We start from the raw sequence: 14,845 nt of genomic DNA on the forward strand, positions 1-14,845 counted from the left end.
CACCACCCGCCTTCTCGGACATTTCCGATTTGCCGAGCGGCGACAATGGCTTCGGTCAGCCCGAGAACGGGAGTTCGCGATGACCAGCCTTGACCGCGGGCGGTACGCGGCGCTCTACGGCCCGACGGCCGGTGACCGGATCCGGCTGGCTGACACGAACTTGCTGATCGAGGTGGAGGAGGACCGCAGCGCCGGTCCCCGCCCCGGGGACGAGGTCGTCTTCGGGGGCGGCAAGGTGATCCGCGAATCGATGGGGCAGTCCCGGGCCACCCGGGCCGAGGGCGCGCCCGACACGGTCATCACCGGGGCCGTGGTGCTCGACCACTGGGGGATCGTCAAGGCCGACATCGGGATCCGCGACGGCAAGATCGTCGCGCTGGGCAAGGCCGGCAACCCGGACACCATGGACGGCGTCCATCCGGATCTCGTCATCGGGCCCGGCACCGAGATCATCGCCGGCAACGGCAAGATCCTGACGGCCGGGGCCATCGACAGCCACGTCCACCTGATCAGCCCCACCGTCCTGGACACGGCGATCGCCTCCGGCATCACCTCGATCATCGGGGGCGGCACCGGACCGGCCGAGGGCACCAAGGCGACCACGGTCACGCCCAACGCCTGGTACCTGGCCCGGATGCTCGAGGCGATCGACACCTACCCGATCAACGTGCTGCTGCTCGGCAAGGGCAACACGATGTCCGAGGAGTCGATGTGGGAGCAGCTGCGCGGCGGCGCCGGCGGCTTCAAGCTCCACGAGGACTGGGGCACCACGCCCGCGGTGATCGACGCCTGCCTCAAGGTGTGTGACGCCTCGGGCGTCCAGGCCGCGATCCACACCGACACCCTCAACGAGGCCGGCTTCGTCGAGGAGACGCTGCGGGCCATCGCCGGCCGGTCGATCCACGCCTACCACACCGAGGGGGCCGGCGGCGGCCACGCGCCGGACATCATCACGGTCGCCGGGCAGCCCAACGTCCTGCCCTCGTCGACCAACCCGACCCGCCCGTACACCCGCAACACCCTCAGCGAGCACCTCGACATGCTGATGGTCTGCCACCATCTCAACTCGGCCGTGCCCGAGGACCTGGCGTTCGCCGAGAGCCGGATCCGCCCGTCCACCATGGCCGCCGAGGACCTGCTGCACGACCTCGGAGCGATCTCGATGATCGGCTCCGACTCGCAGGCCATGGGCCGGGTCGGCGAGGTCATCCTGCGTACCTGGCAGACCGCCCACGTGATGAAGGCCCGCCGCGGCGCCCTGCCCGGCGACTCGGCCGCCGACAACCACCGCGCCCGCCGCTACGTCGCTAAGTACACGATCTGCCCGGCGATCGCCCACGGCATGTCCGAGCACGTCGGCTCGGTCGAACCCGGCAAGCTGGCCGATCTCGTGCTGTGGGACCCGGCGTTCTTCGGCGTGCGCCCGTCCCTGGTCCTCAAGGGCGGCATGATCGCGTACGCGCAGATGGGTGACGCGAACGCGTCGATCCCCACCCCCCAGCCGATGCTCCCCCGCCCGATGTTCGGCTCCTACGGCGTCGTCCCGGCCCAGACGTCGCTGGCCTTCGTGGCCCCCGCCGCCATCGACGCCATGCTGACCGACCGCGCCGGCGTGAAACGCGCCTTCGCCCCCGTGGCCGACACGCGCGGGGTGACCAAGGCTGACATGCCCCACAACGACGCCCTGCCCAGGATCGAGGTCAACCCCGACACCTTCGAGGTACGCATCGACGGCGAGATCATCGACCCGGACCCGGTGACCGAACTGCCCATGGCCCAGCGCTACTTCCTCTTCTGACCATGAGCCTGGCGACGCTGCTCCTGCTGGCCGACGGCCGGCTCCCGTCCGGCGGCCACGCCCATTCCGGTGGTCTGGAGGCGCAGGTGTCGGCCGGCCGCGTCCGGGACCTCGACGGGCTGGCCGGCTTCCTCCGCGGCAAGCTGGCCACCTCGGGTCTGGTGGCAGCCGCCTTCGCCGCGGCGGCCTGCCATCGCCTCACCGCGGCGGCCCCGCCCAGCAGCCGGCCCGCTCCCCCGCCCACCAGCCAGCCCACCGCCATGCCCACCGCCCCGCCCACCGCCCTGCCCACCGCCCCGCCCACCGCCATGCCCGATATTTCGGACTTGGACGACGGTGTGGACGCCCGTACGCCGTCGCCTGCGCTGCGGCGGGCGTCTCGGGCTCAAGGGCGGGCTCTGTTGCGGGCGGGCCGGGCGATGTGGGCGGTGCCCGAAGTAGGGCGCGAACCACATCAGCCGGTGGCGCTCGGGGTGCTCGCCGCGGCGGCCGGGCTGGGGCCGCTCGAAGCCGCTGTGGCCGCGGCCCACGGCACGGTGACCGGCTCGGCCAGCGCGGCGGTGCGGTTGCTGGGCTTGGATCCGTACGGCGTGCATGGGCTCCTGGCCCGTCTCGCCCCCGACTGTGACCGGGTGGCGGCCGAGGCCGCCGCCCGGGCCGGTGACCCGGTCGACGAACTGCCGGCCGCGGGCGCTCCCCTGCTCGACATCGGCGCCGAGCTCCACGCCACCTGGGAGGTGCGTCTCTTTGCATCCTGACCACACGCACGGTTTCGCCGCGGCCGCACCCGAGCCGCACGTCCACGGGCCCGAGGAGGTGCCGCACACGCATCCCGACCCCGGCGTCGACCCGCACACGCCCCTTCCCGACGCACCCCGGGCGCTGCGGATCGGCATCGGCGGGCCGGTCGGCTCGGGCAAGACGGCGCTGGTGGCCGCCCTGTGCCGGGCGCTCGGCGAGGAGTTGCGGCTCGCCGTGGTCACCAACGACATCTACACGACCGAGGACGCCGATTTCCTCAAGCGCAACGGCGTGCTCCCGGTCGAACGGATCCGCGCCGTCGAGACCGGTTGTTGCCCGCACACGGCCATCCGCGACGACATCTCGGCCAACCTGGACGCCGTCGAGGACCTCGAGACGGCGCTCGGCCCGCTCGACCTCGTCCTGGTGGAGAGCGGCGGCGACAACCTGACCGCCACCTTCAGCAAGGGCCTGATCGACCGGCAGATCTTCGTCGTCGACGTGGCCGGCGGCGACAAGGTCCCCCGCAAGGGCGGCCCCGGCGTCACCACCGCCGACCTGCTGGTCATCAACAAGACCGACCTGGCCCCGCTGGTCAACGCCGATCTCTCGGTGATGGACCGCGACGCCCGGGCCCGCCGCGGCGACCTCCCCACGGTCTTCCTCTCCCTGGTGGAGGACCGCGCCGCCACCCCGGTCGCCGACTGGATCCGCACCCTGGTCGCCGCCCGCGTCCCGGCTGCCGGCTAGATGCGAGCCTTCGCCGAGGTCGCCGCCGTGTCCGACGGGCGCGGCGGCACCCGGCTGGCCGTGCTGCGCGGTGAGTCGCCGCTGCTGTTACGGCGCACCGGCCCGGCCCGGGTCCATCTCGTCGGAGGCGCCGCCGGCCCGCTGCGGGGTGACGACCTCCGCCTGGAGATCAGCGTCGGCCCCGGCGCCACCCTTGAGATCAACAGCGTGGCGGCGCAGCTCGCGCTCCCGGGTCGCGCCGGTCTGCCACCCTCCCGGCTGGAGATCCATGCGTCGGTCGCCTCCGAAGGCGTACTCCGCTGGCTCCCCGAGCCGATGATCGCCGCCGCCGGCTGCGACCACCTCACCGTGACCGAGGTCGAGGTCGCCGACGGCGGCCACCTGCTCTGGCGGGACGACCTGGTCTGCGGTCGCCACAACGAGGACTCCGGCCAGGTCACCATGCGGACCCTCATCCGGTACGCCGGAAAGACTCTCTACCGCCACGATCTGTCCGTGGGCCCCGCTGCCCCCGGCTGGTCGGGTGCGGCAATCCTCGGCAGCGGCCGAGCCGTCGGCACCTTGGTGTCGACCACTTCCCGGCCACCCGGCCCGCTTTCCGGCGATGCCGCCGTCATGCCCCTGGCCGGCCCGGCCACCCTGGCCACCGCCGTCGGCGCCGACATCCGCCAGGTCCGCGCGGCCCTGGACCCGCTTTGCACGGCGAGGACGGCCGAAGCCGTCCTCGCCGTCTAGCCGGTTCAGGCCGCTACGGCGATCGGAACCCCGTGCTCGTCCGTCAGGGCCAGCCGCGTGTGCAGGTTCCCCTGCTGGGCCACGCGGGCGAAGTACTCGCTTCGCCGCCGCTGCATGCAGCCCTTCCTGGTCCTGGGTCCACCGGCGGCCACCGTCAGCAGTTCCGGGGCCAGGGAGCTGTTCAGCCCCTCCCGCAGCAGCTGCAACGCTTCCGTGCGCAGCTGGGAGATGCGGGATTCGGTGACGCCGAGCCGGGCCGCCACGTCGCTCAGCGGCTGTTCCTGCAGGAACGACTCGGTGACGACCATCCGCAGGCGCTCCGGCAGGGCCTGGATGGCCTGGTGCAGGTATCCGAGGCGCTCCCTTTTGAGCAGCAGGTCCTCGGGTCCTTCGGACAGCTCCGGCACCATCTCCTCGGCCGCCCCGGTGGGGAAGCCCTGGAGGCTGAGCAGGGCCGCCTTCTGCACGTCGTCCTCGACGGTGGCCAGTTCCTGGACGCCGATGCCGAGCATCTCGGCCACCTCGGCGTCGGTCGGGGTGCGACCGAGCGCCGCGGTGAGCTCCTGCCGGGCGGCGGCGGTGCGCCGGGCCCGGGCCCGTACCGATCGGCTGGCCCAGTCCTGTCCGCGCAGCTCGTCGAGGAGCGCGCCGCGGATGCGGACGGCGGCGAAGCGGTGGAACGGGATGCCGCGGGTGACGTCGAAGGATCGGGCCGCGCCGAGCAGGGCGGCGAATCCGGCGGAGGACAGGTCGTCCGCATGGACGTGGCCGGGTACCCGGTTCAGCAGTTCCCGGACCAGATGGCCAACCATCGGCATGTGTTCGCGGACGAGGTCCTCGATGTCCCGCGCGGACGGCGCGTCGTGGGTGGTGCCGATGGTGGCGGGGAGTTCGGCAGTATCGCTCACGGGGTCCTCCTCGCTCATACGACCGGTTGCGTGAAAACCGGCTGACGAGAAGAACTTTTGCCAACGAAAGGTGCGAAGGCGGCCGAACTCGGTTGCTATTAGGGTGCTTTTCGCGAGAAAAGCTCAGGTTTAGTGGAACGCGGCGACGCGGCGGGTCTCGAGGACCCCGGTGAGCTCCTCGTGGACCCAGTGCATGCGCGGCACGGCGACCTCCGGATGGTCACCGAACTCGGTGGCCACGCCGGCCGCACAGCCGTCGCTGCCGTGCAGCAGGATCATGGCGGTCACCGCCCGCTCCACAGCCGCGTGGCTGGGGCACTGGGACGGCTGCAGATCCGAGACGAAGAGGGCTTCCGCCGCGAGATCCTTGACGATGCTGATCATGTCGAACTCCCCGATGAACAACTGGCTGTACGTTGCCCTAGGTGCCCGGTCAGCGGCATGTCAACCGATCGGACCCCGATCTCATCTTCCTCGCGCGTCACCCACCGCCCGGCCAACACGCCGGGCGAATCGGGAGAAAATGCATGCGCCATCCCCCACACAGTAACTCCGCTCCGAGCGGCAGTCGTCTGCTTTTTTGGAGCGAACACAGAACAGGGCCGGCCCGGAATCCGGGCCGGCCCTGTCAGTACGGAATTACTCGGTCTCCTCCGGGCAGTCACCGGGCTCACCCGGATCGCAGCCGACGTCCGGCGCCACCGGAGTCTCGATGACCGGGTCCGGGGTGGCCGTGGTCGTCGTCGGCGTCGTCGGCACGTCCGAGTCGTCCGGCGGCTCGGGCTCGACCGCCCCGCCCCCACCGGTCGTGGTGGTGGTGACGACCGGCGGCGTGGTCGTCGTGGTGACGACCGCGCCCGGCGTCGTGGTGGTCGTCCCCGGCTTGGGCGAGGTCGAGATCGTCGTCCCGGGCGTGGCCGGCTTGGTGGTGACGCCCGGTTTGGCGCCGCCCGTCGGCTTCACGGTCGGCGTGATGGTGACGGTGCCGTCGGGGGCGATGGTGTAGCCCGGGGCGGTCGTCGTCGGCACCAGTCGCGTGCTGCCGTCGCTGAGCTTCTCCACCTTCTGCGGCGGGCCGCCCGGCTTGGTCGACACGAACGTCTCGCAGGTGGCCCCGTTGAGCGTGAAGGCGAGCGGCGCGATGTTGGTCGCCGTGTACCGCCCGGTGATCGGCACGCTCACGGTCGACCCGGCGGCCAGCGGCGTCTCGGCGAGGTCGCTGACCTCGACCGCCTGACCCTTCTGGTCCAGGGTGGTCTTGCCGTTGCCGGAGACCGTCTGGTCGCCGGGCATGAGGAACCACAGCTTCCAGTCGTTCACCGGCGCCTCGTCGCGGTTGGCCACCGTGACCTGGGCGCTGAACCGGCCCTGGCTGTCCGAGACGACCGCGTAGGTGACCGTGCACTCGCCGGTGGGCGCCACGACCCCGGGGGCCGCGCTGGCCGGCTTGTTCTTGGGCGGGTTGCTGGTCACGCTCCAGCCGTAGGCCCCGACGGTCAGCAGCAGCACGCCCGCCGTGACCACCAGGATGCGGCGGGTCTTGTTGGCCGGTCCACGCTGGCCGCCGGTCGCCGCCTGGTTGCCGAAGGCCGGCCGCAGCGGCTGACCGGCCTCGGGCGCCGCGTTGTCCATCCGCACCGACTCGAGACCCGCGAACCGGCTGTTACGGGCGGGAGCGTCGGGCGCGGGCGGAGCCGGTGACTGGGGAGCCGCCGCGGCGGCCGCGGCGGCTTCGGTGATGTACGAGTTCGGCGTGGGCAGGATCGTGGTGTCCTCGCCGCTGTCCGACCAGTCGGGCACGTAGCCGGGGGCCACCGAGGGCGCGCCCGCGGAGAGCGCGGCCAGGATCTGGGCCAGCTCGGCGCTGGACGGCCGGTCGGCCGGCCGCTTCTCCAGGCAGCGCCCGACCAGGGTGTCCACCTCGGCCGGCAGGCCCTCGACGGCCGGCAGCGGATCGGGCTCCACGTACTGGTGGGCGCGGAGCAGGGCCGTGGTGGTGCCCACGTCCCACGGCAGCTGGCCGATCAGCGTGCGGTAGATCAGCAGGCCCACCGCGTACACGTCGGTGGCCGGGCTGACCTGGCCGCCCTCGAGCCGCTCGGGCGCGAGGTAGGCCGGCGTGCCGAGCAGGCTGCCGTCCGGGTCTATGTCGTTCTCGCCGATCAGGGCGGAGATGCCGAAGTCGACGACCTTGGCCCCGGTCTGCGTGAGCATGACGTTGGCCGGGGTGACGTCGCGGTGCACGATGCCACGCGCGTGCGCGGCGGCCAGAGCGGCGGCGACCTCGGCGGTGATCCGCACGGCGTGCTGCCAGGGCAGCTTGCGCGCGCGGGCGAGCACGGCGGCGAGCGACTCGCCGTCGATCAGTTCCATCACTACGTACGGCACGGGCTCACCGTCGACGGTGGTCGCCTCGCCGTAGTCGTAGACATTGGTGATGTTCGGGTGGCTTAGGCGGGCGGCCGCCTGGGCCTCGGCCCGAAGCCGGCGCCGGAACGCCGGATCCGCGCTGGTCGACGGTGGCAACACCTTGACCGCGACCTGGCGCCCGAGGACCTCGTCGAAGCCTCGCCACACCACTGACATCCCGCCGGCGCCGAGCCGCTCGACCAGTCGGTAACGACCGGCCAGCAGACTCGACCCGGGCAGGTCCGGCTGGCTCATGTGCCCCCACATGCGCGCTTTGAAGAGTCGCCGAGTCGCACCGCCATGCTCCTCGACGCCGGGGTGGATCCGGTCCACCCTCGGGCCGGAAGCATTCCCCATCGACGGCTCGGATGCTAGCCGATGATCGCCTCTATCACGATCCTGCGTACGGCGGTCTACCTGCGGTTCGTTACCGTCCGTTTCGCACTCGATCCCGGCCGTGGCGCGCTCCTCGCCACCCCCGAAAGTCGGATCTACGACTGCGGATGGGCGGCAATACCCGAGTACGCCCGACTATGCCCGCTTCATCGGAAGTTTCGACAGGAACGAGATTCGGGTTGTCCCTTAAGGAGGGATTAACTCGCGGTCGCTATCTCATAACGGACCGCACTCGAAGATCATCGCGGTCGATTACTTACCGTAGGGCAATTGTTGAAGCCTTGACCTGAGCAACCCCCGCTGATCGGGTGAATCCCTCCGCTGATCAGCCTATTTCGCGCGCCGGCCCGAAAAAGCGGCCGCGGGAACGCTTTCGTTCCCGAAAAGCACCGATGCCGGCGACGGCCGCTTGGGCGGCGTCAGACGTACGGGCACCGGCGCCTGCCCCACCGGCCGCGCCCCCAGCCCGGACAGCAGGTTCAGCACCGGGTCGAGCCGCTCGTAGAGGACGAGCACCACGTCACCCGCCCGGGCCAGCCGCAGCGCCTCCGGCACGGCGTCCGCGAAGCCCCGCACCCGCACCGCGGTCATCTGCGGCCGGCGGGCCCGCATCTCCCGCTCGACCAGCGCCGACACCTCACCCGGGGCCCGGGCGCCCAGGTCCTCGTCCTCGTAGAGCACGGCCCGGGTGACGCCGTCGGCCACCACCTGGGCGCTCGCCGCCAGCAGGTCGTCGCGCCGGTCGCCGGGCAGGGTCAGCGCCACCACGCAGCGGTCCGGCCCCCACAGCCGGTGCAGGGTGCGCAGGGTCTCGGCCAGCGCGGCCGGGTTGTGCGCGTAGTCCACGAAGACCGAGACGTCGCCCAGCCGCAGCAGCGTGGCCCGCCCCGGATTGTCCGCCACCCAGTCGAACTCGGTGAGCCGGCGCACGGTGTCGTCCTGCCCGGCGCCCAGGGCCCGGGCGGCGGCGATGGCGGCCAGCGCGTTCGCCACCACGTGCGGGGCCGCGCCCCCGTACGCGCCGGGCAGCTCGGCCATCCGCAGCAACGGCGTGCGCCGGGCCCCGGTGGCCTGGGTCAGCCAGCCGTCCTGCAGCAGGTACGCGGTCTCACCCTTGGCCAGGTGCTCGACCACCACCGGCTGGCGCGCGTCGAGCCCGAACCACACCACCCGTTTGCGGTCGGCCCGCACCCGCGGGCGCTCGACCAGGCTGCGGACCCACGGGTCGTCGGCGTTGAGCACGAGCGTGCCGCCCTCCCGGACCCGCTCGGCGACCACCGCCTTGACGTGCGCGAGGTCGTCGATCGTCTCGAGCCCGTCCTGCCCGAGGTGGTCGGCGGTGATGTTGGTGATCACGCCGACGTCCGACCAGTCGTAGCCCAGGCCGCGGCGGATCAGCCCGCCGCGCGCGGTTTCGAGCACCGCCACCTGCACGCTCGGATCGCCCAGGATCATCTGGGCCGACAGCGGGCCGGTGGCGTCGGCCCGGTAGATCACCCGTCCTCCCACCCGCACGTCGTCGGTGGTGGTCACGCCCACCCGCGTACCGCCGGAAGCCAGCAGGTGAGCCGCCAGCCGGACCACCGTGGTCTTGCCGTTGGTGCCGGTGACCGAGGCCGTAGGGATACGCCCGTCCGAGCCCGCGGGGAACATCGCCCGCACGATGGCGTCGCCGACGTCACGGGCCCGGCCGCGCACCGGGGCGAGGTGCATGCGCAGGCCCGGCACGGCGTTGACCTCGATGACGCCGCCGGTCACCTCGGCGCCGTCGGTCACCGGGGGCATCGGCTCGGCGATGTCGGGCAGCCGCAGGTCGATCCCCGCGATGTCGAGCCCGAGCAGCGCGGTCACCCGCAGGCAGAGCCGGGCCACGTCGGGATGCACCCGGTCGGTCACGTCGTGGCTGGTGGCCCCGGTCGACAGATTCGCCGTCCCGGCCAGCCACACGACAACCCCTTGCGGCGGTACGCCCGTGAGCGCCCACCCCTGCCGGGCGAGGAGGCCGGCGTCCGGCTCGATGCGGGTCAGCACCCGCGAGTGGCCGGCGCCGCGGCGCGGGTCGGCGTTGGCCCGCTCGATCAGCTCGGCCACGGTGGCCCGGCCGTCCCCGGTCACGTGGGCGGCGATCCGCTCGGCGGCCGCCACCACCTCGCCCGCCACCACGAGCACGCGGTAGTCGCGGCCGTCGAGCTGGCGTTCCACGATCACGTCCCCGCCCGCGGCCCGGAAGGCGCGCTCGACGTCCTCGGCGGCGCTCAGGTCGAGCGTGACGTGATCGCCGTGCCGGCCCTGGCGCGGCTTGACCACGACCGGGCCGCCCAGGCGGGCCAGCAGCTCGACCGCCTCGGCGGCGGTCCGGGCCGGGCCGCCCTCGGCCATCGGGACGCCGGCCTCGGCCAGCAGCCGGCGGGTCACCTGCTTGTCCCCGGCGATGTCGACGCCGACGCCGCTGGTCCGGTCGGTCATCGCGGCCCAGGCCAGCCGGCGCCGTTTGCCCCAGCCGAGCCGGAGCAGGCTGAGGTCGTCGAAGCGCTCGACCGGGATGCCGCGGCGGCGGGCCGCCGTGATGATCGCCTGCGTGCTGGGCCCGGCCGCTTCCCGTTCGGCGAGCGCGGCCAGGTCTTCACGGCGTACGTGCGCGTTCTGTCCGGCCTGCACAGTCACTACGAGATCAACTGCCGCTTGCAGCAGCTCTCGCGGCAGGGACGAATCGGGCGACTCATCAACCGGGCACTCGATGATCAGGTCGTACAGCCCCGGGGCGCCCGCCGAGACGGTCCGGCCGAAGCTGACGTCCCGCCCGATCATCTGCGACAGCTCGATGCACGCGTGCTCGGTGACGTGCCCGAAATACGTCCCCCCGCGCAGCCGGCTCACGAACCCGCCGGGCGCGCCCGCCGCGCAGTGGTGCTCGGCCAGGCCGGGCAGTGCCCGCAGCAGCCGTTCGGCGAAGCCGGTCACGTCCGAGGTCTCGACGCCGGTCAGCTCGTCCAGTCTCAGCCGGGCCACCACCGCGGGCCGGGAGAGGTAGACGTTCGGGCCGCGCAGCCGGCGCAGGGATTCGATCTTCATCGGACGAGCCCCCCCCTTCACTGAGAGGCTAATCGGAACAAAACCGAAACATCCGGCTAATCGTCGTTACGGGCCGGGAGCAAATGCATCACCTCGGGCGGGCCGTCGGCCAGCGCCAGCGCCCGCTTCTCGGTCTGCTCGTCGCTGCCGGTCATCCGCCCGTCGTGCTGGCGCAGGTGCTCCTCCCAGGTCGGCACCTGATAGACCTCGACGAACTTGCCCGGATCCTCGCCGTCGCGGAACAGCCCCCAGCGCGACGCCCCGGTCCGCTGGCGCGACCCCCGTACCGCCTCCATGGCCTCGACGAAGTCGTCCGCGCGCTCGCCGGTGACCCGGTAGACGACGGTGACCAGGATCGGGCCCTCGTCCAGGTGGGGCTCGAGCATGATGTGCGGCTCGGCCCAGAAGATGGCCGGGCTCCGATCGGCGCCGTCCTGCTCGTGCACCGGCCACCAGCGGATCGTCACCGTGCCCGCCAGCAGCGCCGCGGCCGCGACCAGGAAGGCCGTGTCCAGCCCGAACGCCGAGGCCACCTGACCCCAGAGCAGGGCCCCGAGCGCCTGCGAGCCGGCGAAGACCACCTGGTAGATCCCGAAGCCGCGGGCTCGCACCCAGTTCGGCAGGAACAACTGCAGGGTCGCGTTCATCCGCGAGACCAGGGTCATCCAGGCCATCCCGGCCACGACCAGGACGGCCGTCACCGCGATCTCATTCGGCACGAGCGCGGTCACGACCAGGGCCCCGCCGTACGCAACCCCGGCCAGCGCGATCAGCCGGTTGGGCGAGAGCCGTTGCCGGATCCGGGGCATCAGCAGGGCGCCCGCGATCGCGCCCACACCCAGGGCGGCGAGCAGGATGCCGTAGCCGCTTGCTCCCATATGCAGCTCTTCATGCGCGACCAGCGGCAGGAGTCCCCAGACCACTGCGCCCGGCACGACAAAAAGGACAATTCTCGTGAGGATGCGCCGGACGACGGGCGAATAGCGGACATATCGCCCGCCAGCCCGCACGGCTTGCCCGAAATGTTCGGGATCCCGTATTTTCCGGGCCGGCCGCCGCCATAGGAGAAGGGCAACCGCGAAGACCCCGTACGACAAGGTGTTGATCGCAAAGACCGTAGCCGACCCGGTCTGAGCGACCAGAAGCCCAGCCACCGCCGGCCCGGCCGAGCGGGCCAGATTGGTGTTGACCGCCCCGAGGGCCGACGCCGCCGGCAGCTGATCGCGTGGCACGACCTCCGGGATGACCGCCTGCCAGGCCGGCAAGGTCAGCGCCTGCCCCACCCCGAGCAGGAAGGTGAAGATCAGCAACAGCGCGGGCGGCATCAGGTCGAGGATCGTCAGCACGGTCATCAGCCCGGCCACCGCGAACAGCCCGGCCTGCACCCCGAGCAGCAGCAACCGCCGGTCGACGGCATCGGCCAGCGCCCCCGACGGCAGCGCCAGCAGCAGCACCGGCAGCATGGTCACCGTCTGCACGAGCGACACCCAGGTGGCCGCATCCGGCTCGCCGACGACCAGCCACTGCGCGCCGACCGTCTGCATCCAGGTGCCGACGTTGCCGGCCAGCACAGCTATCCAGAGATTACGGAAGACACTCTCCCGCAGCGGAACCCAGGGACTCACCGGCGGCGGGCTCCGCGTCCGGGCCGGGGCAGCACCTCGCGGAAGTCCGCGATCTCGTGCCCGCTTCCGCAGACGACCCGCACACCCACGTCGTCACCGCAGTCCCGGTGCTCGAACCGCAGCGGCGGCCCCTCCGGCTCGGCCAGGTAGCGGTCGCCCCACTCGGCCACCGCGATCAGCACCGGGTAGAGCGCGAACCCCTTGGGCGTCAGCCGGTACTCGTGCCGGACCCGCGCCCCCGGCTCCTGGTAGGGCTCGCGGCGCAGCACCCCGTTCTCGACCAGCATGGCCAGCCGGTTGGTCAGCACCTGGCGCGGAATGTGCGTGCGCACCCGCATGTCGTCGAAGCGCCGCAGCCCGCTGAAGATCTCCCGCAGCACCACCACGGTCCACTTCTCCCCGAGGATCGCCATCGACCGCTCGATGGTGCAGGTGTCCACCGACCAGGCCAGCGCCCCCTCTGTGGAATGCATGACAGAACCCTAAGTCCACTGGACAGACCCAGCAAATCCCTGACAGCCTGCGTCCATGACCCAGACCCAGCCCCGCACCCGGACGTTCAGCTGGTCGGACCCCGCCGTCCACGCCGACCAGATCGGCCTCCGCTCGGGCCTCGAGTTCCTCCAGGCCATGGCCGCCGGCGACCTGCCGGCCCCACCCATCATGAGCCTGATCGACCTGGCCGCCCTCCACGTCGAACTGGGCCAGGTCACCCTCGAGCTGGACCCCCAGGAGTTCCACTACAACCCCCTGGGCACCATGCACGGCGGCATCATCTCCACCCTCCTCGACACCGCCGCCGCCTGCTCCGTCCACAGCACCCTGCCCCCAGGCACCGGCTACACCAGCCTCGACCTGAACGTGAAGTTCCTCCGCCCCATCACCCTCACCTCAGGCCGCCTCACCTGCACCGGCACGGTCCTGCAGAGCGGCCGCCGAACCGCCCTGGCCGAAGCCCGCCTGACCGACGCCCGGGGCCGCCTGGCCGCGCAGGCCATGTCCAGCTGCATGCTCTTCCCCATGCCAACCCCCTAGAGGTACGGGTCCTCTCCAGCACCCGCCCCAGGGCCCGGCCTCCGCCGTGGCCAAGGCCGACGCCCGCGCCTCGCCCCGCCCACTTCCGCCGCCCCACCACGCCCGCGCCTCGCCGCGCCCGCTTCCGCCGCAGCACCACGCCCGCGCCTCGCCGCGCCCGCTTCCGCCGCAGCACCACGCCCGCGCCTCGCCGCGCCACTCGCCGCTTCCGCCGCCCCACGACGCCCGCGCCTCGCCGCGCCACTCCCCGCCCGGCGCTCGGCCTGCCGCGCTCGTCGCTCCGCTGCCCCGTGCCGGGCCCTCCGGGTAGCCGCCTGTCAGGACCGGTCTCTCACAGCACCGCGCTCCCACCAGTCGTGCGGTGAGTGCTCGCGGATCATCGCCGCAGCCACCTCCACTTGAAGCAAGTTGCAGAACTTCCACAACTCCTTCGCCGCCCGCGAGTACTGAAACAGAACCCGATCAACGTCGAAGGCATTCACCTCACCGGCCCGGTAGCGATCGACAGCCCCGCCAACATGATCGACAAGCTTGCCCAATTCAGCTTGGTGATACTCCGCGATCAACGACCGCGCCACCCGCCGCTCCGACTTGTCCGCCACGGACCCAGGATACTGCCTTCCCATCACCATTAATCAACGACAAGTCGAAGTGATCCATTACTGGAATTCCACAGTAGACGCATGAAAGAATATCGGCATGACGCAGCCCTCCCTCTTCAGCCGAGCCGAATTGACCGCCATGCGCGACCCGACAAAAGCCCGCAACTATTCGCCAGACCGCGCCGCTTTCCGCCGCGACCACAAACGCCGCCGCGACCACGGCAAAGCCCAGCGCCACGCCCGCCGCATCTATCTCGACTTCCAAGAGTCCTGCCCCGACGAGCCCCCACCCTTCCCGCCCCACCCAGCCCCACCGCCGACACGGCAAAGCCCTCCACCGCCGACATAGGCCCTCCCTCCTACCGCAACCCGGCCGCCGAACCGCTCGGCGAACCGACCCGCGGACAACCACACTCGCCGACCTGCGCGTGACGCCCGCAGAGCATCACGCGCCCGCGGTCTCGCCTGCCGGGGTCTCGGTAAGCCGCGCGGTCTTGGCTGGCTGGACGCCTTGGCCTGCAGGCAATCTGGCCGGCGCGGTGTCGGCCGGCTGGGCGGTCTCAGCCAGCTGCGCGGTTTCAGCCAGCTGCGCAATCTGGCCGACCGGGGGGCCTCGGCTGGCAGCGCAATCTGGCCAGCACGCAGTCCCGGCCAGCAGCGCAATCTGGCCGACCGGGCGGCCTCGGCTGGCAGCGCAATCTGGCCAGCACGCAGTCCCGGCCAGCAGCGCAATCTGGCCGACCGGGCGGCCTCGGCTGGCAGCGCAATCTGGCC

13 protein-coding genes are annotated in these 14,845 nt (G+C 72.0%); 6 read left to right on the top strand and 7 right to left on the bottom strand.

What is annotated here, in order from left to right:
• The first annotated feature begins 79 nt into the window (after nt 1-79).
• Genes AB0J66_RS25470 through AB0J66_RS25485 form a run of 4 tightly spaced genes read left to right on the top strand, consistent with a single transcriptional unit; the run spans nt 80 to nt 4,024 of the window.
• On the top strand, nt 80-1,798 hold the full coding sequence (locus AB0J66_RS25470) for an urease subunit alpha (RefSeq protein ID WP_364665194.1): 1,719 nt from the start codon (nt 80-82) through the stop codon (nt 1,796-1,798).
• A gap of 2 nt (nt 1,799-1,800) precedes the next feature.
• Entirely contained in the window at nt 1,801-2,556 is a 756-nt protein-coding gene (locus tag AB0J66_RS25475) for an urease accessory UreF family protein (RefSeq protein WP_364665197.1), read from the top strand.
• 58 nt (nt 2,557-2,614) lie between these two features.
• Complete coding sequence (gene ureG, locus AB0J66_RS25480; RefSeq protein WP_364665592.1) at nt 2,615-3,289, top strand: urease accessory protein UreG; 675 nt, start codon at nt 2,615-2,617, stop codon at nt 3,287-3,289.
• Complete coding sequence (locus AB0J66_RS25485) at nt 3,290-4,024, top strand: urease accessory protein UreD (RefSeq protein WP_364665200.1); 735 nt, start codon at nt 3,290-3,292, stop codon at nt 4,022-4,024. It abuts the gene before it with no gap.
• Between the two features lie 5 nt (nt 4,025-4,029).
• On the opposite strand, the gene AB0J66_RS25490 is transcribed toward AB0J66_RS25485, so the two are convergent.
• The 6 genes from AB0J66_RS25490 to AB0J66_RS25515 all read right to left on the bottom strand — a co-directional run bounded on the left by AB0J66_RS25490 (nt 4,030) and on the right by AB0J66_RS25515 (nt 12,907).
• The gene (locus AB0J66_RS25490; protein WP_364665202.1) at nt 4,030-4,932 is read right to left on the bottom strand and encodes a sigma-70 family RNA polymerase sigma factor; all 903 of its coding nucleotides are present in this window, start codon (nt 4,930-4,932) and stop codon (nt 4,030-4,032) included.
• A 129-nt stretch (nt 4,933-5,061) separates the two neighbouring features.
• On the bottom strand, nt 5,062-5,316 hold the full coding sequence (locus tag AB0J66_RS25495) for a hypothetical protein (protein WP_364665205.1): 255 nt from the start codon (nt 5,314-5,316) through the stop codon (nt 5,062-5,064).
• A gap of 255 nt (nt 5,317-5,571) precedes the next feature.
• A complete protein-coding gene (locus tag AB0J66_RS25500; protein WP_364665207.1) occupies nt 5,572-7,596 on the bottom strand; it encodes a protein kinase in 2,025 nt (674 codons plus the stop codon).
• A gap of 471 nt (nt 7,597-8,067) precedes the next feature.
• Nucleotides 8,068-10,809, bottom strand: a complete 2,742-nt coding sequence (cphA, locus tag AB0J66_RS25505) for a cyanophycin synthetase (RefSeq protein ID WP_364665210.1) — start codon at nt 10,807-10,809, stop codon at nt 8,068-8,070.
• 56 nt (nt 10,810-10,865) lie between these two features.
• Nucleotides 10,866-12,434, bottom strand: a complete 1,569-nt coding sequence (locus AB0J66_RS25510; RefSeq protein WP_364665213.1) for an MFS transporter — start codon at nt 12,432-12,434, stop codon at nt 10,866-10,868.
• The gene (locus AB0J66_RS25515) at nt 12,431-12,907 is read right to left on the bottom strand and encodes a helix-turn-helix domain-containing protein (RefSeq protein ID WP_364665216.1); all 477 of its coding nucleotides are present in this window, start codon (nt 12,905-12,907) and stop codon (nt 12,431-12,433) included. Before AB0J66_RS25515 ends, AB0J66_RS25510 begins: the two co-directional genes overlap by 4 nt.
• A 55-nt stretch (nt 12,908-12,962) precedes the next feature.
• On the opposite strand from AB0J66_RS25515, the gene AB0J66_RS25520 reads away from it, so the two are divergent.
• Nucleotides 12,963-13,469 carry a PaaI family thioesterase gene (locus AB0J66_RS25520; RefSeq protein WP_364665218.1) on the top strand — a complete coding sequence of 169 codons (507 nt, stop codon included), beginning with the start codon at nt 12,963-12,965 and terminating at the stop codon, nt 13,467-13,469.
• A 317-nt stretch (nt 13,470-13,786) separates the two neighbouring features.
• Here the strand turns inward: AB0J66_RS25520 and AB0J66_RS25525 are convergent, their stop codons facing one another.
• Complete coding sequence (locus tag AB0J66_RS25525) at nt 13,787-14,071, bottom strand: hypothetical protein (RefSeq protein WP_364665221.1); 285 nt, start codon at nt 14,069-14,071, stop codon at nt 13,787-13,789.
• 511 nt (nt 14,072-14,582) lie between these two features.
• On the opposite strand from AB0J66_RS25525, the gene AB0J66_RS25530 reads away from it, so the two are divergent.
• The coding region (locus tag AB0J66_RS25530; protein ID WP_364665224.1) for a hypothetical protein at nt 14,583-14,845 on the top strand (263 nt) is incomplete at its 3' end.

It is taken from the genome of Actinoplanes sp. NPDC049598, from assembly GCF_040675435.1.
In the GTDB taxonomy this organism is placed as follows: Bacteria; Actinomycetota; Actinomycetes; order Mycobacteriales; family Micromonosporaceae; genus Actinoplanes.